Raw genomic sequence first — 23,917 nt, forward strand, 5'->3', positions numbered from 1 at the left:
AATAAATCCACAAAAAACCTAAGTAATGCTTTTTTATTAGATAAATATACGTAAGCGCTTATAAGCTGACAACTTTTATAGTCTACTATCTTGTATGCGGTAGTACCATTCAAGCTGCCGATCGAACCCAGTTTCTAGTAGACTTGCGATAACGCGTCCTGTTAGCCCCCATACTGTCTCACCGTCTACTTGCCAGCTGGGTGTCAGCATCGTCGCCACTTGATCTTGTATCGCATACTCTACTGCATATTCTACAGTTGGCTGAGTAAGTAAGGTTTCAAAATCTGCCCAAAAGATGCGTGATATCTCTCCCATCTCAGGCACCAATACCAAACCTGGAGCAATGAGCGCCACGATTGGACGCACACTCATGCCGCTTTTAGAGGTTTGAATAGGTAATTGCCCCAGTAGCTGCACTTTATTTGGTGGTAGCGCTGTCTCCTCGCAAGCTTCACGTAAGGCTGTGACAACGTTGTTGCCATCACCTACTTCATACTTACCACCAGCACAGGAGACCTCCCCTGCGTGACTGTTCATGTGCGCGGCGCGACGTGTCAAGAGTAGCTTAGGATGACGCTCATGAGTGATGGCCACCAATATCGACGCATCAGCGATTGGCGTTTGGTATAGACTGTCCAAAATACGGGCACTACGGGAGGTACTGTAAGAATGATATACCGCAGGACTGGTGACAGCATTTAAAGTCTCATGCTGTACTCGCTCAGCCAATGTTCTAAGCGTAGGGTGACGAATAAACGTGGGGACAGCGACTGACAGTTTATCAAATTGTGCAGACTGCGAAGGTATTAACATTATTATTGGCCTATATCTTTATCAGTGTTCAGTGTTCAGTGTTCAGTGTTCAGTGTTCAGTGTTCAGTGTTCAGTGTTCAGTGTTCAGTGTTCAGTGTCATTAAGCTAGGTTATCTATAAAAAATTCTCAAAAATAATAAGACTTATCATCAATCAAGTCGCTAAATTTATCAGTATATTATTTAGGAAACGCTAGTGAATAAGATTTTTTCGTTAAATAAGATGCAGGGCAGAATAGATGATTGCCCGCAAAGACTGCCTTTAGTTATCATTGGACTGGCTTGGCTAGGCGGTACATTGGCAACCGCAGCGCTGGCCCTAATTGGTAATTGGCAAAATGTTGCTATGATTTTGGGCTCATTTGGCGCCAGTTGCTTGCTTATTTTTGCTTATCCAGAAAGCCCATTTGCTCAGCCAAGAAATATTGTTGGCGGTCATTTTATTACCACTTTTACTGGTTTAGCATTTATGACGATATTTGGTATTGAGTGGTGGAGCTTGGCACTCGCTGTCGGTACTGCCATTGCGCTTATGCTATTGTTTCGGGTACCGCACCCGCCCGCAGGCTCAAACCCACTAATTGTCATGCTTGGAGGTGTTAAATGGCATTTTTTGGTCACTCCAACACTGGTAGGTGCGCTCGCCTTGGTTGTCGTTGCCCTGATTTATAACAACATCGGTAGAGGCAGACACTATCCAAGATATTGGTAATGTCGCTAAGACATACTAAGCCACATCCTTCTTTGTAGTTTAGATTAGCCCAATCTGGTCATCACTACCCCACTTTTACGTGACTGGCTATTCTTAATCAAGCCCGTCATATCTTATAAGGGTAAATAACTGGCGTAACATCGGAGTCATATTTGCTCTATTGCAGATAAATGACGTGTTCATGTTACCATTATTCAGCATTGCCTTGTTTTGTGCTATCTTAAAACAACGTTTACATTTACGACAACATTTAAACTCAAAATAATGTTTAGACCTAGAGTTATACCTGTTGGCTATACTTATAAAAGCTAAAAACATGACGTCAGTAAAAACATTCTAAAAATTAAACATCTTTTACCACTCTTTTTATCTCATCAAAATAAGGCAGTTGATATGCGCTATTGTCTAGCATGTGGTCATGAAGCGGAACGCAAGATACCAGCGACTGATAATGTACCGCGTCTGGTATGCCCAAACTGTGGTTACATTCACTACGAAAACCCAAAGGTAATTTGTGGCTCTTTAGTAGTACACAAAGACAGAGTGCTGCTATGTCGCCGTGCTATCGAGCCTCAATATGGTTTATGGACCATACCAGCAGGTTTTATGGAAAATGGTGAAACCATGGCTGAAGGTGCCGCACGAGAAAGCTTTGAAGAAGCCGACGCCGTTGTCCTCAATCCTCATTTGTACTGTATTTATGACATTCCAGATATTGGCCAAATCTATAGTATTTATTTGACTGATCTAAAGGATGGCGCCTACGGTATTGGTTCTGAGAGCTTGGACTGTGCTTTGTTTAGTGAAGAGGACATTCCATGGGACAAAATTGCCTTTGAGGCGGTACGCCGTACATTGACCAGCTATTTTGCAGATCGTAAGCAGTTCGATGATTTGTCTGACTTTCCTATTCATCAAGACCTTATCGGTAAGGATCAAAGTATCAAGCGCTATTGAATCAGAGGCAAAATAACAAAAAGCCAAGCGTAATGCTTGGCTTTTTGTATGCTATTTACTGTCTTTTACTACCTTATAGCCTCTACTGCTCTAGCTTTTAATTTTGCAAACTTTAAAGCCCAAATCTTTGACACTGTCTTCTTTATCATAGGGCGCGAGTACGGCACGTACATGCTTTTGGCCCTGCAAGTACTGCTTGGCCACACGCTGTAAGTCCTCGACCGTCACGGCCAAAATGGCGGCTCGCATCTTACGTTGCCAGTCTGCACTGCGCTGATGAAGATCAGCAAAACAGGCTTTAATCGCTTCACCTGCTGGCGAGCCTGGTTTATCCATCCCTGAGATAATTCCTAAGATGGCTTCTTCTAGCTGTTCAGCCGTTTGCGGCTCGTTTAACAACCACTCAATACTGGCATCAAAGTGCGCAAAGGTTTCGGCACAATGCGGATCACGGTAGCTAAAGAACTTAAATGCGCAAGCATTGGCATCGTAACCAGCTCCGCCACCATAAGCACCGCCGCGCTCGCGAATAGCACTATGCAAGTACCCATTACGTAAGTAAGGTGCTAATACCATAAGCGCTGCCGTATCTGGATGGTCAGCGGCCGGAGCGGTATAAGCGCTAGCATTATGATAGACGTTGGTCGGCACTAGCCAAGCTAAGTCTTCAACATCGGCAGTAGTACCGCTTTCTATAGCTCTCACCGCGTCTTGTCCGCCATTTAATGCCGGATCAAGTTGCAAGTCTGCAAACTCGCTTGGGATATTATCTTCAATGCCAGCATCAGAACCTTGCAACTTTTCGGCTAGCTTTTGGGCACTGCTGTCTTGCCAGCTATCGACAATCAGGTTGCTTAAGCGTTCGGTTTGCTCCGCTTCACAGATGATAACCGCGTGCTTAGGCAAACTAATCAAACGCTGATGCAAGTCCATCAAGCTACTTGCCAACTTGTCCCACTGCGCCTCATCGGTACTTGCCTGCGTCAAAAACGCTTTCAGCGCATTGAGTGCTGGCAGACCACTGCGCACATATTCTAGCTGCGCTTGGCGACTCATACCACGACTGGCAGTTTGCATGGCATAAGCATGGCCTGATCCTGCAAGGTTCGATTGCCAGCTGGCTTGACGCTGCTGCAAGATCTCTTTGATTCGGTCATGCTCGGTAAAGACGCTATGCTCCATCACTTCTTTGAGCAAGTCAATCGCTTCAGGTTTACGGTTTAGCGCACGCGTTGCGACGACAAAATAACTACTGATAGATTGGCTATCATCAATATTGGTGCGTTGACTAATACGCGCCGTTACTCCTGAGGAATGTGCAGCTTGTTTCGCTTGCAGCTCATGAGCACTTAAGGAGTCCGTACCCAGCTCAGATAATAAACTTAGATAAATAGGCAGCAGTGGGTGATTAATCACTTCATTAACCGGTAATTCATCATGGTTATGCTCACCGATCGCATCAGTCAACGGCACAATTACTTGATAATAATAGAGGCCATTGGTACCTGCCTCATACTCAAACAAGGTACTGTCTTGCCCGCTTAAACGCACAGGCTTTTGCGTGCCTTTTTTAAAGCTGATATCTGCTGGTACGTCTTCTAGGCCAACTTTTGGCAAGAGGCTGACATCATCGGGTGCAGTTTGACGCGCTGCTAGATCCAGCGCCTGCTTGTGCAAGATATCTTTATCATCAGCGGTCAAATCCATAGCGATGGTATCAAGACGAGTCTGCTCAGCTGCTGCCAGACGGGCTGATTTTTCACTATCTGGCGTTAATGTCACGCGGACACGATGCTGATTATCAAGTAAATGCTGTTTAATTAAATTAGGTAGCCACTGCTTATCTTTTACCTGTTCACGTAGCCATTGCAAATGCTCATCGACCTCCCAGACATCAATAGGGTTGCCATCGTGAATGGCGGTGCTAAAGCCTTCTAGCATTAAATTTAGACCGTAAGGAATGCTATCACCGCCGATATGGCGCTGATCGATCTCGATTTGGTGCAAGATGGTTTCAATGGTGTCATCATCGATTGGATTGCTTGCAACTTCAGTCAGCAAATCAATAATACCCTGCTCTACCGCTTCGGCATGCTCGGGGTTTGAACCACGTAGACCGGTATAAAACACCATCTCGTAATGACTGTCATCAAGTCCCAATAGCGGACTTGGTGCCTTGCCCAGTGGATGACTGTCTAGATACGCACGTAATGGAGAACCTGAGTGTTCGACCAACACGCCTTCTAATAAGCGCAGAGCCAAACGCTGCTTGGGATCGGTAATCGATGGCAGTAACCACGCCACCACGTGATGGGTCTGATCAGGACCGGCTTCGTCAGCGGTATAAGTATCGACAGCGCTAATGGGTGCAGACAAACGCTGCTCTGGACGTGACACATGCTTTTTACCTGCTTCAAATTGGCTCAAGGCATCGTCGTGGATTTTCGCTTGCGTCTCAGCTACTGGAATATTACCAAAGCTCATAATGACGCTGTTTGATGGGTGATAATGACTGCGGTGAAACTCAACCAGTTCAGGATGGGTCAAGTCTGGAATATCAGCAGGATCGCCGCCTGAATTATAATGATACGTCGTCGTTGGGAACAAATGATGCGCGACCGTATGATATAACTGATCAATCTCACCGCTCATCGCGCCCTTCATCTCATTAAAGACAATGCCCTTAAACTGCGGCTTATCATTTTCGTCAAGCTCTACGCGGATGCCTTCTTGAGCAAAATCAAGCGGATGAATATTGGGAAAAAACGACGCATCAAGATAGACAGCAAGCAAGTTAAAATAGTCATTTTTATTTTGAGTGGCGTACGGGTACGCTGTCCAATCAGCCGCGGTCATTGCATTCATAAACGTATTTAATGAGCGCTTAATCATCGAAAAGAACGGATCACGTACCGGGAACTTCTCAGAACCACACAAGGCCACGTGCTCTAAGATATGCGCTTCACCTTTTGAATCCATAGGCTGGGTGCGAAAGCCCACCAAAAACGCATTTTCATCACTTGGATGCGCTAAATGATAATGCATCGCGCCAGTTTTGATGTGCTGACTGATCAGCACATCCATTGATAGTGCTTCAACATGGCGATGCTCAATCAGCTCAAATGCTGGATGCAACGTTAAGTCAGCGGTAAACGGTGTGTCAGTCATAGTTATCCTTATAGCTTATAATATAATGTAGATAGCGCTCAATGAGCTGGGTAAATATGAGAGTCTAGCCTCAAAATTGTGCCAAATATTTTTAATATTTAGTGATTAAACGTTGATTGTCAGTGAATTATTTAAAAACTAACTTAGCGCTTATAGATGGGGCTAATGCATTGATAAGTCAAGTCTGTCGACGCCAAACCACCATCAACGTAACAATAACCACAATTAAAATATGGCTTTATCCCTTAACAAAGATGCCCAGTACTGCTAGTATTAAATTATCCATCAATAGGAGCACATTATGAGCTATCAACATGTTTTATTGGTTACTGACTTGTTATCTGATGCTGATATAGTCGCCCAAAAAGCCAAACGTATCCTAGCAGGCTCTCCTAAAGCCAAATTATCGGTCTTACATATCGTTGAAGATGATATGGTGCGTTTTGGCTATGAGCTGGTACCAGCGTCTAGCCTATCAGGAGATAATGATGGTGAGCACTGGCAAAAGGCCCGAGCCAAGCTTGCGCTCTTTCTTAAGCGTAATAATTTACAGGCGGTCAATTCTGAAGTGACTGCTGCTATCTCCAATGACAAAGGCATCATCAATTATTGTCATGAAAAAAACGTTGATTTATTGATTATCGGGCGTCATGAACGACATGGTATCGCTGCGTGGCTGGTTGGGGCAACAGCAGATAATATCTTGCCTAACACGCCTTGTGATAGCTTGGTGGTCAAGCTTAATCAGCCAGTACTTGAGTAAGGTCATCGTAACCATATGACCGTTTGCTTAAAATATTGCAGCCAATTAAATGCTGTTAAATAGGCTAATAAGTAATTTAAACGGTGCCTTTAAAGAATATAATAAAGAGTGCAACTCACTACTTAACAGCAGTCATCAGTAGTGCTATAGTTAAAACTACTTGCTACGAGGAGACCCTCATGAGTTACCAACATATTTTACTAGTCACTGACTTATTGGCTGATGCCGACATAGTTGCTCAAAAAGCCAAACGCATCGTTGATAACCGTCCTGGCTCCAAGCTATCAGTATTACATATCGTCAAGGATACCATGGTTGGCTTTGGTTATGAATTGGTACCTGCCTCAAGCCTATATGATGAGATTGATGATGAGCGCTGCCAAGAAGCACGGGCAAAACTGGCCCAATTTTTGGAGCGTAATGATTTAAATGCGGTAAACTCTGAAGTGACGACTGCCATCTCTAACAGTGAAGGCATCGTTAATTACTGCCATAAAAATGAGGTTGATCTATTGGTCATTGGTCGTCATGAACGCCATGGTATTGCTGCATGGATTAGCGGTGCGACCGCAGATAACATTCTGCCAAATGTACCCTGTGACAGTTTAGTCGTCAGGCTTGATAAACCAGTATCAAAACGCAGCTAATAGAGTTGATATAGGTCTTGTTTATTAATAAATAAAATAAGCGCACCGTAGCTACTTGTCTACGGTGCGCTTTTTGCATATTTCTGCATGACAATCTTACCTACCTAATGCATTTATATCTAAGTGTATTGCTCTTGAATAATATCTATAAATGCTTGCCAGATTGGGCTTTTATGGCGGGCTTTGTGCCAGACCAACCACCAAGTCCGCGACAGATCAATACCCGTTACCTTCACTTGTACCAATTTTTGCGCTGTCAACTCTGCTTCAATCACATGCTGCGACAAACAGCCAAGCCCAATATCGGCACTGACCATATTTTTAATCGCCTCTGACTGCTGAATCGCCATAACGACTTCGACATCTGGTAAATGCTTAAGCAATTGCTCGTCGATAATTTGCCGCGTGCCCGAGCCTGCCTCACGTACCAACAACGGTAATTTTGCCAGCTGCGTTACAGTCAATTTATAACACTGCTCAGCTGCACTATACTCAGCCCAATCGGTTAGCCATTTACTATCGTGTTTAGCAAATATTACTAAGGTATCTGTACGCCATTCTTGCTGCTCGATGACTTTTATGTCTGTCGGACGCGGCATGCCTTCGACTAAAGCGATATCAATATTTAACTGTTCAACTTCATGAATGACTTCTTGGGTGTTGGCAATATACATGTCGACGTTAGCGTCTGGTAGTGCTTTATACAGCTGGGCTAATAGTGGTGGTAACACATAATTGCCGATAGTCGTACTAGCACCAATATGAATCTGTCCTGCTTGATACTGATGATACTGCTCAAGTGTCAAAGACTGGCTTAATAGTGCTTGCGCCTGTACATAAACCGGATGCGCATTTGGATGTTGATTAAGCCTGCGCCCTACTCGTTCAAATAAAGGCATTTGTAAGCGCGCTTCTAGCTCGGTCAGTGCGCTACTGACTGCTGACTGTGATAGATGCAGCGCTTCGCTGGCAAGGCTGGTACTACCTGTCTGATAAACACTAACAAATACTGCCAGTTGCCGCAAAGTGATCTTTGGTACAGTCTGAACGGTCTTCTTCATCAATCGCTATTGCCTTTTATCTAGATACTCTACTAACCTAAAATTTCGATAGGTTATACCTTATTAATCTGTTTTTATTATAAAACAACTTATCTTATACTGTCTATTCATAAGCTTATGCTTATTTTGATTATCGACAATAGGATGCGTCCCTTATGCACGCTTTTGCCCAATCAGTGAATCATTATTTTCCAAACAACCGTCACTTAGCAGGATTGGTTGTCGTGCTGATCGGTAGCTTATTTTGCCTATGGCTTAATAACAGTTTGAATACTTGGTCGAATGGACATATCGTTGGTCTGTCATCTTTGACATTAGCTATCTTGCTTGGAATGATCCTTGGTAATACGATTTATCCTAATTTCGCTGAGCGCTTAAATGCTGGCGTGGTCTTTGCTAAGGGTCAGATTTTACGTCTTGCCATTATGTTTTATGGTTTTAAACTGACAATAACACAAGTTGCAAGCGTTGGCATGCCAGCGGTTATGACAGATGCACTAGTACTGACATCGACTTTTTTATTGACATATTGGCTAGGCACAAGATGGTTAAAGGTCGATAAGAAAACCACTTTATTGATTGGTTCAGGCGCTAGTATTTGCGGTGCAGCGGCGGTCATAGCAGCAGAGCCAGTGGTCAAAGCTGAGGCGCACAAGGTTACGATTGCAGTAGCGACAGTGGTCGTGTTCGGCACTATAGCCATGCTACTTTATCCTTTTTTGTATCACCTTGGTTGGTTACAGCCTTGGCTTAGTGCCGAGCAATACGGCGTCTATACTGGCTCAACTGTCCATGAAGTGGCACAGGTTGTTGTCGCTGGTAATGCAGTGAACACTGAGGTTGGTAATACTGCAGTTGTCACCAAGATGATACGTGTCATGATGCTCGCGCCATTTTTACTGGTTTTATCATTTGCCTTGACCAAGGGCGATGGTCAAAACAGCGATAAAAAATTATCGTTTATAGCGCGTATTAGACAGGTCAGCGTACCTTGGTTTGCTTTTATCTTTATTGCTATTGTCATACTACATACATGGCTGCCAATGTCTAAAAGCTTTGAGCAAAACATGATTTTACTAGACGATGTGTTACTGACGATGGCTATGTTTGCACTGGGTCTAACCACTCATCTGAGCGCGATCAAGCAAGCTGGCATTAGACCGCTTATTTTAGGTGCAATTATGTTTGGCTGGTTAATACTAGGCGGTGGCCTTATTAATATTGGCATTAGCTTTATCTAGTAGTTTGCCTGTCCATTCTTGAATGCTCATCTCACTACTTAACGTAAAAGGCCTCCAACTACATATAGTCGGAGGCCTTTGTATGTTTATCATCTAATTTAGTATGATTGACTAAAACCTTTTAAGGAAAACGATTACTACATCTACTATCAGTGCTTTAAATACCAAATCATAGACGAAAAAAAACGAACCCGAAGGTCCGCTTTTCTACATCTATTCATCTAGCTGTCTATAAAGACAAATTAGATAGCAACGATGTTATGTGCTTGTGGGCCTTTTTGGCCTTGAGTTACAGTGAACTCAACTTCTTGGCCTTCAGCCAAAGTTTTGAAGCCAGAACCACTGATTTCGCTGTAATGAGCAAAAACGTCTGCGCCGTTTTCTGGAGCGATGAAACCAAAGCCTTTAGCTTCGTTGAACCACTTAACTGTACCTTTTTGAGTATCTGACATGTCGATAATCCTACTTTTAAATTTATTAATGGTCTAGTGACCGGTAACGCTTGCAAATAGCTACTGAACGATAAATATTAAAACGAAGGATTATAACTAATACTACGAGGTAATGATTTGGTGCAGAACTGCTTTTAAGCTTGGACGTATTATAAGACGTGCAAGCCTATATGGCAAGCTTTATCTTATATTTCATGTAACCGGATATACAATCATATTTTTTAGTCGTCGATTTGCGCTTATTTGGCATTGGGTAAGCGAAACAAATATATCGCCACTCCGCTACATACAAGGGCTACCGCCCATGCAACCCATAGCATATCTGCTGGCAGCCGATAAAATAACATTGCCGTTGAAAATCCCATCATCACTGTTGCAAGCCATTTAGCATACCGAGGAACAGCATGGTTTTCTTCCCAATCGCGGACATACTTGCCAAAATACTTGTGATTGATCAGCCAAAAGTGAAAGCGGCGCGAGCTTCTTGCCCAGCAGGCAGCTGCCAATAGTACAAAAGGCGCGGTCGGCATTACTGGCAATAAGATACCGATAATACCCAACACAAAAAACAACCAGCCAAGCGTCACAAACGTCCAGCGTATCGTTGGACTGCTGGATTGATTGGTCTTTGGTCGATAGTAAAAGGATTTTTTATTGTCAGTCATAAATATGATTTCGATACACGATAAAAGACAGATATCACTATGAACTTATAAGGCGAGAACGCAGCTTAAAAAGTAAAGCTCAGCTATCTATATAATTGTGTAAGCATGCTATAACGTTTAGAACGACACAAGTCTATTTTTGCGACATTTTACTATCATTAAGTATATCTGGATAAATTTGACCAACAAAAACCGCTCATAACTTGAATCATGAGCGGTTTTGATTAAACATGCGTTGAAAAAACTTTAAACCAGTATTAACGCAATAATTGGGAATATCAAAAAATATCCAAAGACGGCCAAAATTGCGTACTTGGTTTCGATACCTTTACCATTAAACTGCATTCTAGCCAGCGTATCGCCAAGCTTCAAAATCGAGATACTATAAAAATAAAAGGCAAATAAGAGAAGTACAATGCTAATAGTAAATATCGCGATGGAAGATAGCGCGCCAAAGAGGACAACCGTTCCTGGGAATAAAATCTCACCTTTGATAATTAGGACCAATAAAACGATCGCGGCACCTGATGCAGAGGCATGGAAAAATATAATATCGTGTAAGGTGGCATCAGCTTTATAAAAGCTGGTTTCGATATTTAGCTTATCGCTACTCAGTGCCCTTGGCATCGAGTCTCTATCAACGATTGATTTATGACCCTTTATATTACTCATGGTCACAAGAAAGGTGAAAAATGTCAGGGCGACCCAAAAGACTACATGTATATTTATCATCATTATTATTCCTAAATCCACTAAAACATGATTTAAAAATATCTTGTACACCGACCCAATTCAATAATCTGCTTCTATTTGTTTAAACCTAACTTTTGGAGAAGTCAGTGCGCTTACATTTATACTATCAGCCTTATCGCTTTGATTTGTAATAAAATGTCTAAGACTTAATTTTGCTGTACTGATGCTATATTCCGTCCTAAATAAAATAAGTATAAATATCATAACGCGCTACTGGAACAAATTTTTCTTTGCTTGCTGTGCCTACGCAGACAGAGGCTGCAAAAAATTTATCCCTATAGCGCTGTATTTCTTTTATGGTGGATCGAGTATAGCTTATAGCAGACAGGTTATCGTGTTTGGTAAATCGTATGGACGTAGTGTCTAATTCGGTTTTGTTTTGGCGTAAAAAAACCGCTCACAGTTTTGTGGGCGGTTTTATTTTTAATGATATTATTTTGGCTTACTTATTTCGATATCAATCCTATCTTTCGTGCTTCTTTGAGCCAGCTTGGAAACTCTTCTAGCATGTTTTCATACAACGCTTCTTCGCTGATATCATCCAAATCATCGAGTTCAAAAAAGTCGCAATTATCAATCATGCGCCCTGCCATGTCATCTAGTTTTTTGAGGATGCCATAACCACGACCACCCAAGCCCACAAACTGCCAAAATATCGGCAGTTTCGCCGCATCCGTCATGACTCTTGTGATACCGCGATTGTCATTCACCCCGCCATCACTGATAAATAGCACGTAGATAGGCACATCTAAACCGTCCTTTTGGTAAAACTCCGTCACGGCTTTCATGACTTCGGCTTCATTATTAATGCGCGGGCCAAGTGCCCATTTGCGCCAGCCGCCATGAGCGTTGTTAATGAAACCATCGTAGTTGCTCAGCCCAATCTCGCCCAAATACTGCGGATCTCGGGCAAACGCCCAGCAGTCTAGTGCTTGGTCGTCATCGAAGCTCACTGCCAATGGCAATATGCGGTTGACCACTTCTTGCACGCGGCCTTTTTTATACTGCCTATTCATTGAGCCTGAGGCATCTAGCACCAGTGCTACCTTTGCGGTTAGCTGCTGCAATTGGCGTTTCTCAAGCGATATGGTGGCTTTTTTGGCCAGATTGACCAGTTTTGGTGCTTTGTCTAGCATGACCTTTTCTAATGATGCTTTTGCTTGAACTGGCGTTGCCGTTGCCGTTACGGCTGCTGCTGTCGAACTTTCTTCTTCTACATCGCCACCGAAATGCTGCACGATGGCGGCAAGTCCACCATTAAAGCCTTGCGCGACGTTAGATACCCGCCAAACGCCACTCTTACGATACAGCTGCATCAACATACTGGCTTGCTGCTGGGCAAAGTCTGCTGCTTGATATTCTGCTTGCGCCTTTTGCGATTGTTGCCAAATGCCAATCTCTAACGATTGAATTTGATTCAGCGGTGTGTCGGCTGATAATACAAAAAACAGGCTGTCTATATTAGCATCCAGTTTAGACAAGTTAACTTCAAACTCGGCTTGGATGCCTTTATTTGCTGTTGGCTGCGACTCGTAATGGGTGAGCTTGATTTGCCCGCAAGGAGAGGTTGGCTGATTATAAAACACCATGTAATCATCGTTGATCAGTTTGCCCGCTGCATCTAAGGCAAAGCAGCTGATGTCCATCTCTATCGGGCTTTGGCGAGTGAGTTTAAGCGTGATGGGTGCGGTATCGTCAATAGCAAGGTTGCTTAGAGGTGCGCGTTGTCCGACGGTGAGATGGTTCATGGTGTTCCTTACGTTAGATTTTTATTCCTTTAGAAATAATAGACTAATTACTGATATTAAAAAACCGCTACAGTGTTTGCTGTGGCGGTTTTTTATTCAATGACAAGAGAATGCCTAGGTTGTTTTCACTTTGTCCAAAATTAGTGAACTTCTAACTATATTAGAAATAACATAGTTATGAGGCAAGCCGCATAATATTATTAAATATAGAGTATTTAGCATGCTCATTAAAAGCTAGCATTAAATCTTTTTCGACCCTATCTCTATTAAATTTATTACCTTGGATATTATCAGATTTACGCAAGTAAACTGCTAAGACGTTACTGCAATCATGGCCACAACACAATTGTTCAACATCATGATTTAAAGAAGAATACTGATTATATAAATTTATTAAAATTTGTTTTGTAGCAGACGTAGAAGATGAAGCAAGTAGTTCATCCAATAAAGCATCCACATCTATTGATAAACATTTATTTTCAAAAATAATAAACTCGTTAAATGTTAACGCTTTGAATCTCAAACCAAAATTATTATCTAAGTTAATCAGCCTAAAAATCCCTATAACTTTACAAGCATCAATAATTTCTCTCAACATCTTATCAGAAAAACCAGTGTTATTATTTATAGCTTTTTGATTAATGATTTTTCTAAAAGCCGAAGAAAATAACATCATAACTTCTATGTCATGATAATCAGTAACTAAAACCCCATATGCTAGACGATTTTGAGCCTTCCCCTTAATATGATCAAAATCAGCATCGCATACAGCACATACTCTATCAGAGTAATCACTATATAAACCTTTCATGACATCAATCACATTTCTTTTACCCTCAAGTGGTATCAACTTTACAACATCTTCATTTATTAAATTTCTAAACAGCATTACATCACTTTGCCCTTCTACATATAAGGTTATTTTCTCGTATTGAGGATGTGAAACACTCATTTTAAAATCATTTATAACCGTCAAAGGGTCTGAGGAAAAGTATTGCAAAAGGCTCATATACTTTCTACCTGCTTTCTTCTCAAATCTTCTAAATCTATAGTACTATCCCATTTATTTCCTACTATCTGAGGTGAATGGGTAGCTATAATAGATTTACTATTATTAATTTCAGATATTTTGACTAAGTCAGCCATGAACTGTTTTTGCCACACTATATGCAAAGATATTTCTGGCTCATCGATTAATACTAAGGTTGTCGAATCACTATTGAATATTAATTGATACAAGAGTATAACCTGATGTTGTTCACCTGAAGAAAGCTTAGACAAGCTTAACACTTTCTCTTTTTTACCCAAATCTTCATTTTCTTTAATATCTCTAACAAAATAAAATCCACGTTTAGAATCAACTTTAACTTTTTTAAAAATTAATTTGCTATTCAGTATTTCTACAAATGTATTGATTTTTTCATAGATGTCGTCGAAAGTAGATAGCTTTTCATTAGTATCTTTAACATATAGCTTAAGCACCTTAACATCATTGTCTTCAATATGAGTTATTTCCATCTCATTATCAAAAATATTACCTTGTGAAAGAATGTCATACTTCATTAATTCTTTTCTTTTATCCTGTATATTATCTAATTCATTTATTAAGCTCACTTTATCAAGATTATTATATATCTCTCTATTATTAACTAGCCTTTGTGGAAACGTTGAGTCAAGCTCTTGAGATTTTATAGAAACCTGAAGACTCGAACTATTTATCTTAGACTTTAACTTTGCAGAATATCTTTCGATAGCATTAGTATGAAATACCTCACGACCTCTCATGTTACTTTCTTTCAATACTAACCTTTGATCTTGTACAAAATAAGTTTTCTGCTTTTTAGAGAAATTTATTAACCAATCTTCCAGCTCCAACTTGCTTGCATCAACATTAGGGAGGTCAAAATTTTCTAAAATATCTTCTAAGCTAAAATCAGCTCTGATCCTAGACCTTCTATCTATCCATCTATCATGCTCCATCCTTCTCAAGAATGGAAAAAACTCTTCTATCTTTTCTCTATACATACTTTGGTAGTTCTTAAAATCAATAGTGCAACTATTTTCAGATTCGCCATCATATAATGTTATTTCGATAACATTATACTCTTTACCTTCTTTTTCTTTATAGCTATCAAAAATAGCATCTTCTTCATCTTCATTTAGAATATAATTTTCATCGAATAGGCTTAGATTTTTAGATTGAACTGAATTTTCTACTGATGTGTGTTTCCTAATAGAAAAATATCCCATATCTGTTACTAATGATATTCTCTTGAAATCTAGACTAGAAAAATACACAAAGTTTAAGGAAAATATAGAGTGTATAATTTTTAGACATATTGTTTTCCCGTAACCATTTGGCGCTGTTATGATTGTTATATCTTTACTCAAATCAAGAGAGTAATTAAATATACCAAACATATTTTCAATCTCTAATCTCTGAAGAACCATAAATTATTTCCTTATACATTTCTAATGTAAATTTTTAATTAATCTCATACAAATGACTGAATTTATTTTTTACTTATAATAAAGTCATGATGTCCATTTAAATAAATTAGTATTACTCATAAATCACTCTGAATAATAGCACACAAATATTCAGTTACATGATGAAATTGAGTATAAGTTAGAGAGCTAAGCAGTAGACAATAAAAAACGCCATCACAATTGTGACAACGTTCTTTGCTAATACAGATATCTACTTTTAAATTACAACGCCTTTAACTGCTCCATCTGCGCCGTCATCGCGGTCAACTGCCCTTCTAGCTCAGCCAGTTTTGCTTTCTCCGCATCGACCACTTCCACAGGCGCTTTGCTAACAAAGCCTTCATTACCCAGCTTACGTGAGATGCCTTCGGCTTGCTTTTGTAGCTTCTCGTAGGATTTACCTAGGCGATTTAGCTCAGCGGTGGGATCGATTAGCCCTTTCATTGGTACGAGTACACGTAGTTGACTGACCATACTTGATGATGACAATGGTACTTCATCGCCTTCTTGTAATATATCCAAGCTCTCTACTTTGGCAAGCGCTTTAAACTGATTTTTGATACGTGATAGACGCGCGTCTTCGTCGCTAGAGACGTTTTGTAGTAGCACTGGCAGACGTACCGCATTACCGAGTTTCATCTCACCACGGATGTTACGCACGCTCGCGATTAGCTCTTGTAGCCATGCCATATCAGACTCGATTTGCTCACTGATTAGCTCGCTATCGGTTTGCGGGTAGTCCGCAATGACGATACTGTCAGTATTTTTACGATTTAATAGTGGCGCGACGGTCTGCCAAATCTCTTCAGTCAGATACGGCATGATAGGATGGCTAAAACGTAGCGCAGTCTCGAGCACATGCAAGAGTACGTAGCGGATTTGCGCTTTACGCTCATCTGTCACCGAGTCATCATTTAGACTGGCTTTGGCGAGCTCAACGTACCAATCACAGTACTCATTCCAGATGAACTCATAGATATCTTGGCTGACCATATCGAGACGATACTGAGCAAAATGCTGATGAATGTCTTTGATACTGGAGTTTAGACGGCTCATAATCCACTTTTCAGGTAACTCCCATACGTCAGGATTCGCCATTTGGTCGATAGGCTTGGCACTGCCCTCGCTATCAACACAGTTCATCAATACAAAACGGCTGGCGTTCCAGATCTTATTACAGAAGTTACGATAGCCCTCGACACGCTTTAGATCAAAGTTGATATCGCGACCAGTACTGGCAAGTGAGGTAAAGGTAAAGCGCAATGCATCCGTACCATAAGCTGGGATGCCTTCTGGGAACTCTTTACGCGTTTGCTTCTCAATTTTGGCCGCGTCTTTTGGATTCATCATGTTGCTGGTGCGTTTTTCTACCAATGCTTCAAGCTCAATACCGTCGATAAGGTCAATCGGATCTAAGACATTACCTTTTGACTTGGACATCTTTTGACCATTGCCATCACGGACTAGACCATGCACATAGACAGTCTTAAACGGTACTTGCGGCGTGCCATCTTCGTTTTTCACGAAATGCAGGGTCATCATGATCATGCGGGCCACCCAAAAGAAGATAATATCAAAACCTGTCACGAGCACGCTGGTCGGGTGGAAAGTCTCTAACACACGCGGATCAGCAGTAGGGTCTGCCCAGTCAAGCGTACTAAACGTCCACAGACCCGAGCTAAACCAGGTATCAAGCACATCATCGTCTTGGCGCAGTTTTACATCGTCGCTTAGGTTGTACTTGCTACGCACTTCGGCTTCGTCACGGGCGACATAGGTCTCACCTGTTGCATCGTCATACCATGCAGGGATACGATGACCCCACCAGAGCTGACGGCTGATGCACCAGTCTTGTAGATCCGTCATCCACGCCATATACATGTTTTTATACTGTGCAGGGACAAACTCAATGCTGCCATCTTCTACCGCATCAATCGCAGGGCCAGCCAGCTTTTTAACCGCGACGTACCACTGATCGGTCAACCACGGCTCAACGATCGTGCCGCCACGCTCAGCACGCGGAGCTTTGAGTGCGTAGTCTTCGATATCTTCTAGCCAGCCTTGCTCGCCTGCTTGCGCTACAAGGAACTTACGCGCGGCAAAACGCTCAAGTCCTGCATACTCGCTAGGCGTGGTTTCTAATTCTGGCTCACGCGTCTGCAAGTCAGGATAGACTTCCATCGCTGGCAAAATGTTAGCGCGCTCATCAAGTATATTAATCAATGGCAAGCTATGACGACGACCCAATTCATAATCATTAAAATCATGCGCTGGAGTGATTTTGACACAACCCGTCCCAAAGTCGCTCTCGACATAATCATCAGCGACGATGGGCACGATGCGACCTGTAATTGGCAAAGTAATGGTTTTTCCGACTAAGTGCGCATAACGCTCGTCACTTGGGTTAACGGCAACTGCAGTATCCCCAAGTAAGGTTTCAGGACGCGTGGTCGCTACCACCAAATAGTTTTTGCCATCTTGCGTGGTCAGCTCTGTATCCGTGAAATGATAGCGGAAATGCCACAAGCTGCCTTTTTCATCATGGTTTTCGACTTCTAGATCAGATAGTGCGGTTTGGAACTTAGGGTCCCAGTTGACCAGACGCTTACCGCGATAAATTAAGCCATCATCGAACAGACGCACGAATACTTCTTTTACCGCATTGGACAGACCATCGTCCATGGTAAAGCGCTCGCGTGACCAATCAACTGAGCTGCCCAAACGGCGGATTTGGTTGGTGATATTGCCGCCAGACTCTTCTTTCCATTCCCACACTTTATCGACGAAGTCTTCACGCGTCATATCACGGCGCTTGAGTCCTTGCGCCTCCAAACGACGTTCAACGACCATCTGGGTGGCGATACCGGCATGATCCGTACCTGGTTGCCACAGCGTATTGTCACCATCCATGCGGTGGAAACGTGTGAGCGCATCCATAATCGCGTTATTAAACCCATGACCCATATGCAGCGAGCCTGTGACGTTTGGCGGTGGCAGCGCGATAGAGAACGACTCGTCTTTATCAAAAGTCGGCTGAAAATAGCCGCTGTTCTCCCAGCTTTGATACATACCCGCTTCGACATCCTTGGGATTGTAGGCGTTTTCTAGTTGGCTTAAGGCGGCTTGAATAGATTGGGTCAGGTTGGTATTAGTATTGGTGTGATTCTCAGGATTGCTCATAATAGGATTGTCTTTTATTAAAAATGAATGTGGCCAAAAAATATGTCGAAAAATAGGCGAAATAAGTAATAGAGTGATTTTAACGCAGATGGCAAGATTTTGTTAGATGATGAGCAAATTTATCAGGTTTGAGTGAGCGTATTAAACCATTAACAACAGCAATCAGCGCAATGCTAAATATGATAGGCTATAGTCATACCATAGAATATAACGCATCTTATATATCAGACGTTGCCTTCTACTAGTCCATGCAGCGAAATCATTATCCCATAATCAGCGAGCTTACTGTGCCCCAAGATACCGAGCGTAAAGACGATTCTCAGACTGACCCATCAAACGATATGCATTTAGCCGATAACAATGATGATGATACCAATGATACAGATGAGCAAAATAACAACAATATTGAGGACAGTCAGCATCAAAAAGACGAGCAACAAGACAGCGAAACAAAAGCCACTGAAAACCTTAAGGATGAAGACTTCCCTGAACAAATCAGTGATGAAGACAAAGAAACCATCAAAAAAGTCGCCAGCGATGACAATTTAAGTCAAGCAAAGAGCTACGCCAGTATTTTGGTTGAGCAGGTCATCCATGCCAAAGAAACGTTTGATCGCTCTTTAGGTTCTTTATTTACCAGTGCTTTTACTGCTGGGCTTGAGATCGGCATTAGCTTTTTTATAATTTTAGCAGCTTTTTCACTGCTTAGCGGAGTGATGCCCAATCAATATGCAATGGTGCTATCTTCATTGCTATATCCGATAGGTTTTATCATCGTCGTGATCGGCCAGTCGTTGTTGTTCACTGAGCAGACCTCACTGCTTAGCTTACCTGTGTTAAATAAGATAGAGCCGTTACACAAGCTGCTGCGTCTGTGGGGTATTGTTATCACTGGCAATATCGTTGGCGGCTGTATATTTGCCGCCTTAATGATAGGGCTAGGTTTGAATATGCATCTGTTTAGTGTCAGTGATATCGATGCTTATGCAGCGCATGTATTAGGGTTTAAATGGTGGGTTATCTTCGGTAGCGCCGTATTAGCAGGCTGGATGATGGGCGTTGCAGCATGGCTTGTCACCTCAGCACGCGATACGATCAGTCGCATTGTACTGGTCACTCTCATCACTGGTAGTATCGGCTTTTTGGGCCTGCATCATAGTATCGTTGGTAATATTGAAGTGTTTGCCGCTCTTATGTACGGCACAACTGTAAGTATCTTAGGTTACTTGTTGTTTTTGGCTGTGGTACTGGCAGGAAATACCGTTGGGGGTGTGGTGTTTGTGGCGGTACTAAAAAATCGTACGTTCTTATTTGAAGTTGAAAGAGTAAAACAAGAGGCAAGGAATGATAGAAAAAACAGGTTAGCTCGAATGGGGATACGCCGTCGTTAACGTGTTTTGGCATCGTCAGTGCTAACGACCGCGGTGCCATAAGCAATGGCTTCAACCATACTACCCAGCTGGTTAATATTACTGACCTCCAAGCGCAAGCCATAGATGTGATTGTAGCCCTTGGCTTGTGCTTGCGTACGCATACGTACTAAAGCCTCACGGCGAGAGCGGTCTAATAATGTCTCATAAGTGGTGAGATTTTTACCAAACAAACTTAAAACCCGCGCGATGACCATTTTAAAATAATCTTGGGCGATAACGACACTACCGAGCACCAGCTCCCCTTCACTATTGGCTGTCAGATTGGGGCGATAAAAACGCTCACTAGAGACAATGATATGAGCCAGCTCTTTTTCTGCTATTGTCAGCTGCGCTAAATGCTGACGTTCATGACGCATGCCAAAAAACCACCCGACCACAAATAACAAAACAAATGGCCCATAGTTAATGAGTATTTGAGTCATAGAATCATTCATGGCACGTCTCTTATCTTAAAAGCAAAGGCGAAGTTGCAAGAGTTTTGCAGTTGGTTCACTATCATTAACCAAAAGGATTAAAACGTGGTAACTCATCAGTTGGGGTTTGCGCGGTGCTTGATGATTCGTTGGACTGATAATCGTTAGAAGGATAATGCGGTGGTTGAGACGACATATTCGGTTGCATACGTATCGCTTTAACAGCCGTACCATAAACAAACAGCTCTGAGGCTCCTTGTGCAATACTCGATGTCGAAAAACGTAAACCGACGATCGCATCTGCGCCTAATGCTTCTGCCTTGACCACCATACGATCAATCGCTTCTTGACGTGACTCTTCTAGCAGCTCAGTATAAGCTGTCAGCTCGCCGCCAACGATATTTTTAAATCCAGCAAACAAGTCTTTGCCGACATGTTTTGAGCGTACCGTACTACCATAAACGACATCTAAGCGTTCAGTGATTTGATAGTTGGGTAAGTGCTCAAGATTGGAGAGTTGCATAGCCATGGTATTACCTTAGCAGTGACTTATAAAATTAATCATTAGTATGGAACAATAAAAACAACTCGGTTAAGTTACCTTCAATACTGTTTACCATCTGTACCATTTTGTCTTGGTCAGCGCGCATGTCGGCAAGCTCGGGATCTTCATCATCGATACCGCTTAGCACGATCATAGGTAGGGTTAGTACGGCAACATCCTCAGCTGTATCTTCATCTTCAAACCAATTACTGGCTTCATCACCATACATAGCATCTACAAACCCAATCGACCATGCCACGATATCTGACTCATCTGAAAAGTCGACGGCGACTTCTTCATTGCCCGCATCTTCACCAAAAGGCAGCTCGATAGGTGTCTCGTTTTTTAGCTCAGCCATGATAGAGTCGCGCCAGCGACGTATACCATCGACTACGTTGTCTGGCACTTCACTGGCGTGTCCTTCAAACAACGCATCTATCCAGTTTGGTAGCGGACGCCCTATCACGGTAGCAGTCAAAAAACCATGGGTGGCGACACTGTCGAGCACAAACTGGCTTTCTTGATTGTCTAAGAAGTCTAACAGCTCATCAAAGCTTAATTGATTACTCATGGAATACTTATCCTTGAATCGGTAATTGAGGTGACAACGCACATAAAAAATTGGATTATCTCTAATGAGGGATAATCGACCTGACAATTGATCAGCACACTATTTGCAAAAGACTATGCTACTAAAGACCATATTGGCTTTTATGAATAACAGTCATAACAGTCATAACAGTCAGTAAAATAGGTTCAGCTTAGCACGGTTAGCTGTCGATAGATTGTTACGCTTACTATGTAACCTCGTTAATGATTTTTGCTTTCTGCTTATTGATCGATCTATAGTCAAAGGTCTAAAAATGCTTAAAGGTCATCATCATCCCAATCATCATCGAAGTCATCGTCGTCATCATCACCTAGATCATCTAGCTCATCTTTTAGTGCTTTGGCCAGACGCTTTTCTTCTAATAAGTTATCAATCAAACGACGTTTTTCAAGGCTACTTAGACGGGTGCGAACACTGGTCTCTGCTTCTTCGACCATTTTTGCATCATCGTCATCGGCAAATTCGCCATCAAAATCATCATCGATATCAGTATCACTCATGACAAACTCCTATTATTTGGGCAATAAATTCAAAACACATCGATATACTTATGCCTTATAAAGTTTCGCTCGCCTCTTGTCAATCCTTTTTACGCCTATTGCTGATTATAAAGGAACATCTTTGGTTACGAGTTGGTTTAATTTATATTTTTTTGATAAACAGTAGTCTATTAAAAATTAATTGGTAACGCTTTGCTCTTCTTCTTCGACACCTGACATTAACACTGCATTACGGACAGTCGCTAACCGTTGTATCATGGCGTCATTACCACCATCAAAGACCGCACATTCACGCTCATATACCGTTGTTGGACGCTTTAAGCTTTGTACCTGAACATGGCTACCGATTTGTTTGAGTCCAGCATTGGGTAATAGAATAAGCATTTGTTCCTTTCTACCAACGCTATTGAGTAGTTGTCTCATTGCTTGTGCTTGGTCTTCGTCACTGACACCCACTTTAGCTGGCAACGCAAATCTTGACAGCTCAATATGCTTTTCATGAATGATTTTATTGAGCATTAAATACAACTTCCCTAGCATGACGCCAGCTAGAGCAGCTTTTGCATGACTGTTATCAGCTTTAAGTATTGCACATGCTCCACTTTCATCAAAATGTGGCTCATTCACCGCACTGACGCCAAGCAGTAGTGGCTGCCTGAGTAGCTCTGTCATTGCTTGATTTAATAACTGCGTGCATAACGCCAAATAAGGCATTCTCATCTCAGGAGCAAGGCGCTCTAGCATGTTGTATTCATCGTGAAACATAATTTGCACACTGACTGTATCAAAAGTGCGTGTCGCAGACAGCTTTGATGAGCTGCTGGTAAATTTATGAGTGTGACTACTGTCGACACCTGCGCTAGTCTGCACATCGTCTGTATGCTGAACTGTGCTGTCAGCGTTGTTTGACTGTCTGCCTTGCGCGGCGTCAGTTGATGCGTTAGAGCTTGTTTGCTGATCAGCAGTATTGGCTTGCTGCGACTTTAGATACGCGTTGAGCTCATTATGGATACCAGCAGTGTTCACTTTGCCAGTTTTAGCCGTCTCATAATCGCTTGTATCGGCAGTATGATGAACATCATCGCCCATGGCATCTCTTTTTTCAGCATAATTTTCATTAGGCGCACGCCCATAGCTCAATTGACCAGATTGAATATATTGTTCGCGGTGCAAATCTTGAATATCTCGGCTCAATGCATTGATTTGCTCTTTGGTTGGACGAGCCACATAACCATACAGCAGCCACAAGAAAAGATGCAATACCAGCGAGCCGATGACAAATGGCCATTGCATCGCGATAATCTCACCCTTACTGATGTCTTTTAGGGTCAACGCGACACTACCAATAACGGCATCACCTTTGGTTGCCATCTGGCTGATGGTATCGCCTTGCTGCATCGGAGCATTGCCGACTGGTACTAAAATCTCATCATTGCTATCTTTGATGACGATGCGCGCCACGTCCTGCTCGCTAGTATAGCGATTGGCGATGACACTTAAGCTTACGCGGTCTTCGTTTTCTAAAGACAAACGCGCCTCATCGATCAGCTGGGCGACCATTTGCTCACCCTTTTGCTCACGACTGGTCGTCAGCTGCTGATCGGTGCTGATGACCAGCAGTAAAGTCTGCAAACAAAAACTGACTAGAATGATAATGGCAAACAACCCTTGCCGCGGCGCTAAATACGTCATGATATGTTAAACTTTTTTGAATGGGAGAAGTTAAAAAAACGAGACTGTTGCTCATTTTTTGGAAAAGTATGCTACT

At 42.3% G+C, this 23,917-nt stretch carries 21 protein-coding genes; 6 read left to right on the forward strand and 15 right to left on the reverse strand.

Going from position 1 to position 23,917, the window contains the following annotated elements; all coding sequences use genetic code 11:
* Window positions 1–75: 75 nt before the first annotated feature.
* On the reverse strand, window positions 76–813 hold the full coding sequence (locus tag ACS8FB_RS08325; protein ID WP_439262068.1) for an NUDIX hydrolase: 738 nt from the start codon (window positions 811–813) through the stop codon (window positions 76–78).
* Window positions 814–1,008: 195 nt separating this feature from the next.
* On the opposite strand from ACS8FB_RS08325, the gene ACS8FB_RS08330 reads away from it, so the two are divergent.
* Both ACS8FB_RS08330 and ACS8FB_RS08335 read left to right on the forward strand, forming a co-directional pair.
* Window positions 1,009–1,524, forward strand: a complete 516-nt coding sequence (locus tag ACS8FB_RS08330) for an HPP family protein (RefSeq protein ID WP_439262070.1) — start codon at window positions 1,009–1,011, stop codon at window positions 1,522–1,524.
* Window positions 1,525–1,917: 393 nt separating this feature from the next.
* Window positions 1,918–2,481 carry an NUDIX hydrolase gene (locus ACS8FB_RS08335; RefSeq protein WP_299217841.1) on the forward strand — a complete coding sequence of 188 codons (564 nt, stop codon included), beginning with the start codon at window positions 1,918–1,920 and terminating at the stop codon, window positions 2,479–2,481.
* 90 nt (window positions 2,482–2,571) lie between these two features.
* Here the strand turns inward: ACS8FB_RS08335 and ACS8FB_RS08340 are convergent, their stop codons facing one another.
* Window positions 2,572–5,649 carry an insulinase family protein gene (locus ACS8FB_RS08340; RefSeq protein WP_439262072.1) on the reverse strand — a complete coding sequence of 1,026 codons (3,078 nt, stop codon included), beginning with the start codon at window positions 5,647–5,649 and terminating at the stop codon, window positions 2,572–2,574.
* Window positions 5,650–5,950: 301 nt separating this feature from the next.
* On the opposite strand from ACS8FB_RS08340, the gene ACS8FB_RS08345 reads away from it, so the two are divergent.
* Entirely contained in the window at window positions 5,951–6,412 is a 462-nt protein-coding gene (locus ACS8FB_RS08345; protein WP_439262074.1) for a universal stress protein, read from the forward strand.
* A 179-nt stretch (window positions 6,413–6,591) separates the two neighbouring features.
* The gene (locus ACS8FB_RS08350; RefSeq protein WP_299217846.1) at window positions 6,592–7,059 is read left to right on the forward strand and encodes a universal stress protein; all 468 of its coding nucleotides are present in this window, start codon (window positions 6,592–6,594) and stop codon (window positions 7,057–7,059) included.
* A gap of 119 nt (window positions 7,060–7,178) precedes the next feature.
* On the opposite strand, the gene ACS8FB_RS08355 is transcribed toward ACS8FB_RS08350, so the two are convergent.
* Window positions 7,179–8,120, reverse strand: a complete 942-nt coding sequence (locus ACS8FB_RS08355) for a LysR substrate-binding domain-containing protein (RefSeq protein ID WP_439262075.1) — start codon at window positions 8,118–8,120, stop codon at window positions 7,179–7,181.
* A gap of 155 nt (window positions 8,121–8,275) precedes the next feature.
* On the opposite strand from ACS8FB_RS08355, the gene ACS8FB_RS08360 reads away from it, so the two are divergent.
* A complete protein-coding gene (locus ACS8FB_RS08360) occupies window positions 8,276–9,361 on the forward strand; it encodes a YeiH family protein (RefSeq protein ID WP_439262077.1) in 1,086 nt (361 codons plus the stop codon).
* A gap of 242 nt (window positions 9,362–9,603) precedes the next feature.
* On the opposite strand, the gene cspE is transcribed toward ACS8FB_RS08360, so the two are convergent.
* The 7 genes from cspE to ACS8FB_RS08395 form a co-directional block, all read right to left on the reverse strand.
* Window positions 9,604–9,813 carry a transcription antiterminator/RNA stability regulator CspE gene (cspE, locus tag ACS8FB_RS08365; protein WP_075102704.1) on the reverse strand — a complete coding sequence of 70 codons (210 nt, stop codon included), beginning with the start codon at window positions 9,811–9,813 and terminating at the stop codon, window positions 9,604–9,606.
* Between the two features lie 239 nt (window positions 9,814–10,052).
* Complete coding sequence (locus ACS8FB_RS08370; RefSeq protein WP_439262079.1) at window positions 10,053–10,478, reverse strand: YbaN family protein; 426 nt, start codon at window positions 10,476–10,478, stop codon at window positions 10,053–10,055.
* A gap of 246 nt (window positions 10,479–10,724) precedes the next feature.
* The gene (locus ACS8FB_RS08375; protein WP_439262081.1) at window positions 10,725–11,213 is read right to left on the reverse strand and encodes a hypothetical protein; all 489 of its coding nucleotides are present in this window, start codon (window positions 11,211–11,213) and stop codon (window positions 10,725–10,727) included.
* Window positions 11,214–11,677: 464 nt separating this feature from the next.
* Window positions 11,678–12,979 (reverse strand): VWA domain-containing protein, encoded by a 1,302-nt coding sequence (locus tag ACS8FB_RS08380; RefSeq protein WP_439262083.1) that lies wholly within the window; start codon window positions 12,977–12,979, stop codon window positions 11,678–11,680.
* Between the two features lie 175 nt (window positions 12,980–13,154).
* Entirely contained in the window at window positions 13,155–13,988 is an 834-nt protein-coding gene (locus tag ACS8FB_RS08385; RefSeq protein WP_439262085.1) for a DUF4435 domain-containing protein, read from the reverse strand.
* Window positions 13,985–15,430, reverse strand: a complete 1,446-nt coding sequence (locus ACS8FB_RS08390; protein WP_439262086.1) for an AAA family ATPase — start codon at window positions 15,428–15,430, stop codon at window positions 13,985–13,987. The genes ACS8FB_RS08385 and ACS8FB_RS08390 overlap by 4 nt, the downstream gene beginning before the upstream one ends.
* Window positions 15,431–15,691: 261 nt before the next feature.
* Window positions 15,692–18,649 (reverse strand): valine--tRNA ligase, encoded by a 2,958-nt coding sequence (locus ACS8FB_RS08395; RefSeq protein WP_439262088.1) that lies wholly within the window; start codon window positions 18,647–18,649, stop codon window positions 15,692–15,694.
* Between the two features lie 287 nt (window positions 18,650–18,936).
* Between ACS8FB_RS08395 and ACS8FB_RS08400 the strand changes: the two genes are divergently transcribed.
* A complete protein-coding gene (locus tag ACS8FB_RS08400; protein WP_439262090.1) occupies window positions 18,937–20,040 on the forward strand; it encodes a formate/nitrite transporter family protein in 1,104 nt (367 codons plus the stop codon).
* Here ACS8FB_RS08400 and ACS8FB_RS08405 read toward each other — a convergent pair.
* The 5 genes from ACS8FB_RS08405 to ACS8FB_RS08425 form a co-directional block, all read right to left on the reverse strand.
* Window positions 20,037–20,516 (reverse strand): YbjQ family protein, encoded by a 480-nt coding sequence (locus ACS8FB_RS08405; protein WP_439262092.1) that lies wholly within the window; start codon window positions 20,514–20,516, stop codon window positions 20,037–20,039. The two genes, ACS8FB_RS08400 and ACS8FB_RS08405, sit on opposite strands and share 4 nt — an antisense overlap.
* A 64-nt stretch (window positions 20,517–20,580) precedes the next feature.
* A complete protein-coding gene (locus tag ACS8FB_RS08410) occupies window positions 20,581–21,024 on the reverse strand; it encodes a YbjQ family protein (protein WP_299217865.1) in 444 nt (147 codons plus the stop codon).
* Window positions 21,025–21,052: 28 nt separating this feature from the next.
* Window positions 21,053–21,610, reverse strand: coding sequence for a UPF0149 family protein (locus tag ACS8FB_RS08415; RefSeq protein WP_439262094.1), 558 nt, complete (start codon window positions 21,608–21,610; stop codon window positions 21,053–21,055).
* A 296-nt stretch (window positions 21,611–21,906) separates the two neighbouring features.
* Window positions 21,907–22,149 carry a PA3496 family putative envelope integrity protein gene (locus tag ACS8FB_RS08420; protein ID WP_299217869.1) on the reverse strand — a complete coding sequence of 81 codons (243 nt, stop codon included), beginning with the start codon at window positions 22,147–22,149 and terminating at the stop codon, window positions 21,907–21,909.
* Between the two features lie 177 nt (window positions 22,150–22,326).
* Window positions 22,327–23,841 carry a hypothetical protein gene (locus ACS8FB_RS08425; RefSeq protein ID WP_439262095.1) on the reverse strand — a complete coding sequence of 505 codons (1,515 nt, stop codon included), beginning with the start codon at window positions 23,839–23,841 and terminating at the stop codon, window positions 22,327–22,329.
* Window positions 23,842–23,917: the final 76 nt, after the last annotated feature.

The organism is Psychrobacter sp. 1U1, from assembly GCF_051847535.1.
In the GTDB taxonomy this organism is placed as follows: Bacteria; Pseudomonadota; Gammaproteobacteria; order Pseudomonadales; family Moraxellaceae; genus Psychrobacter; species Psychrobacter saeujeotis.

Excerpts from the sequence above, each read along its gene's own strand:
- ACS8FB_RS08325 (WP_439262068.1), bottom strand. The coding sequence starts at position 813 with ATGTTAATACCTTCGCAGTCTGCACAATTTGATAAACTGTCAGTCGCT.
- ACS8FB_RS08335 (WP_299217841.1), top strand. The coding sequence starts at position 1,918 with ATGCGCTATTGTCTAGCATGTGGTCATGAAGCGGAACGCAAGATACCA.
- ACS8FB_RS08340 (WP_439262072.1), bottom strand. The coding sequence starts at position 5,649 with ATGACTGACACACCGTTTACCGCTGACTTAACGTTGCATCCAGCATTT.
- ACS8FB_RS08345 (WP_439262074.1), top strand. The coding sequence starts at position 5,951 with ATGAGCTATCAACATGTTTTATTGGTTACTGACTTGTTATCTGATGCT.
- ACS8FB_RS08350 (WP_299217846.1), top strand. The coding sequence starts at position 6,592 with ATGAGTTACCAACATATTTTACTAGTCACTGACTTATTGGCTGATGCC.
- ACS8FB_RS08355 (WP_439262075.1), bottom strand. The coding sequence starts at position 8,120 with ATGAAGAAGACCGTTCAGACTGTACCAAAGATCACTTTGCGGCAACTG.
- ACS8FB_RS08360 (WP_439262077.1), top strand. The coding sequence starts at position 8,276 with ATGCACGCTTTTGCCCAATCAGTGAATCATTATTTTCCAAACAACCGT.
- cspE (WP_075102704.1), bottom strand. The coding sequence starts at position 9,813 with ATGTCAGATACTCAAAAAGGTACAGTTAAGTGGTTCAACGAAGCTAAA.
- ACS8FB_RS08370 (WP_439262079.1), bottom strand. The coding sequence starts at position 10,478 with ATGACTGACAATAAAAAATCCTTTTACTATCGACCAAAGACCAATCAA.
- ACS8FB_RS08375 (WP_439262081.1), bottom strand. The coding sequence starts at position 11,213 with ATGATGATAAATATACATGTAGTCTTTTGGGTCGCCCTGACATTTTTC.
- ACS8FB_RS08380 (WP_439262083.1), bottom strand. The coding sequence starts at position 12,979 with ATGAACCATCTCACCGTCGGACAACGCGCACCTCTAAGCAACCTTGCT.
- ACS8FB_RS08385 (WP_439262085.1), bottom strand. The coding sequence starts at position 13,988 with ATGAGCCTTTTGCAATACTTTTCCTCAGACCCTTTGACGGTTATAAAT.
- ACS8FB_RS08390 (WP_439262086.1), bottom strand. The coding sequence starts at position 15,430 with ATGGTTCTTCAGAGATTAGAGATTGAAAATATGTTTGGTATATTTAAT.
- ACS8FB_RS08395 (WP_439262088.1), bottom strand. The coding sequence starts at position 18,649 with ATGAGCAATCCTGAGAATCACACCAATACTAATACCAACCTGACCCAA.
- ACS8FB_RS08405 (WP_439262092.1), bottom strand. The coding sequence starts at position 20,516 with ATGAATGATTCTATGACTCAAATACTCATTAACTATGGGCCATTTGTT.
- ACS8FB_RS08410 (WP_299217865.1), bottom strand. The coding sequence starts at position 21,024 with ATGGCTATGCAACTCTCCAATCTTGAGCACTTACCCAACTATCAAATC.
- ACS8FB_RS08415 (WP_439262094.1), bottom strand. The coding sequence starts at position 21,610 with ATGAGTAATCAATTAAGCTTTGATGAGCTGTTAGACTTCTTAGACAAT.
- ACS8FB_RS08420 (WP_299217869.1), bottom strand. The coding sequence starts at position 22,149 with ATGAGTGATACTGATATCGATGATGATTTTGATGGCGAATTTGCCGAT.
- ACS8FB_RS08425 (WP_439262095.1), bottom strand. The coding sequence starts at position 23,841 with ATGACGTATTTAGCGCCGCGGCAAGGGTTGTTTGCCATTATCATTCTA.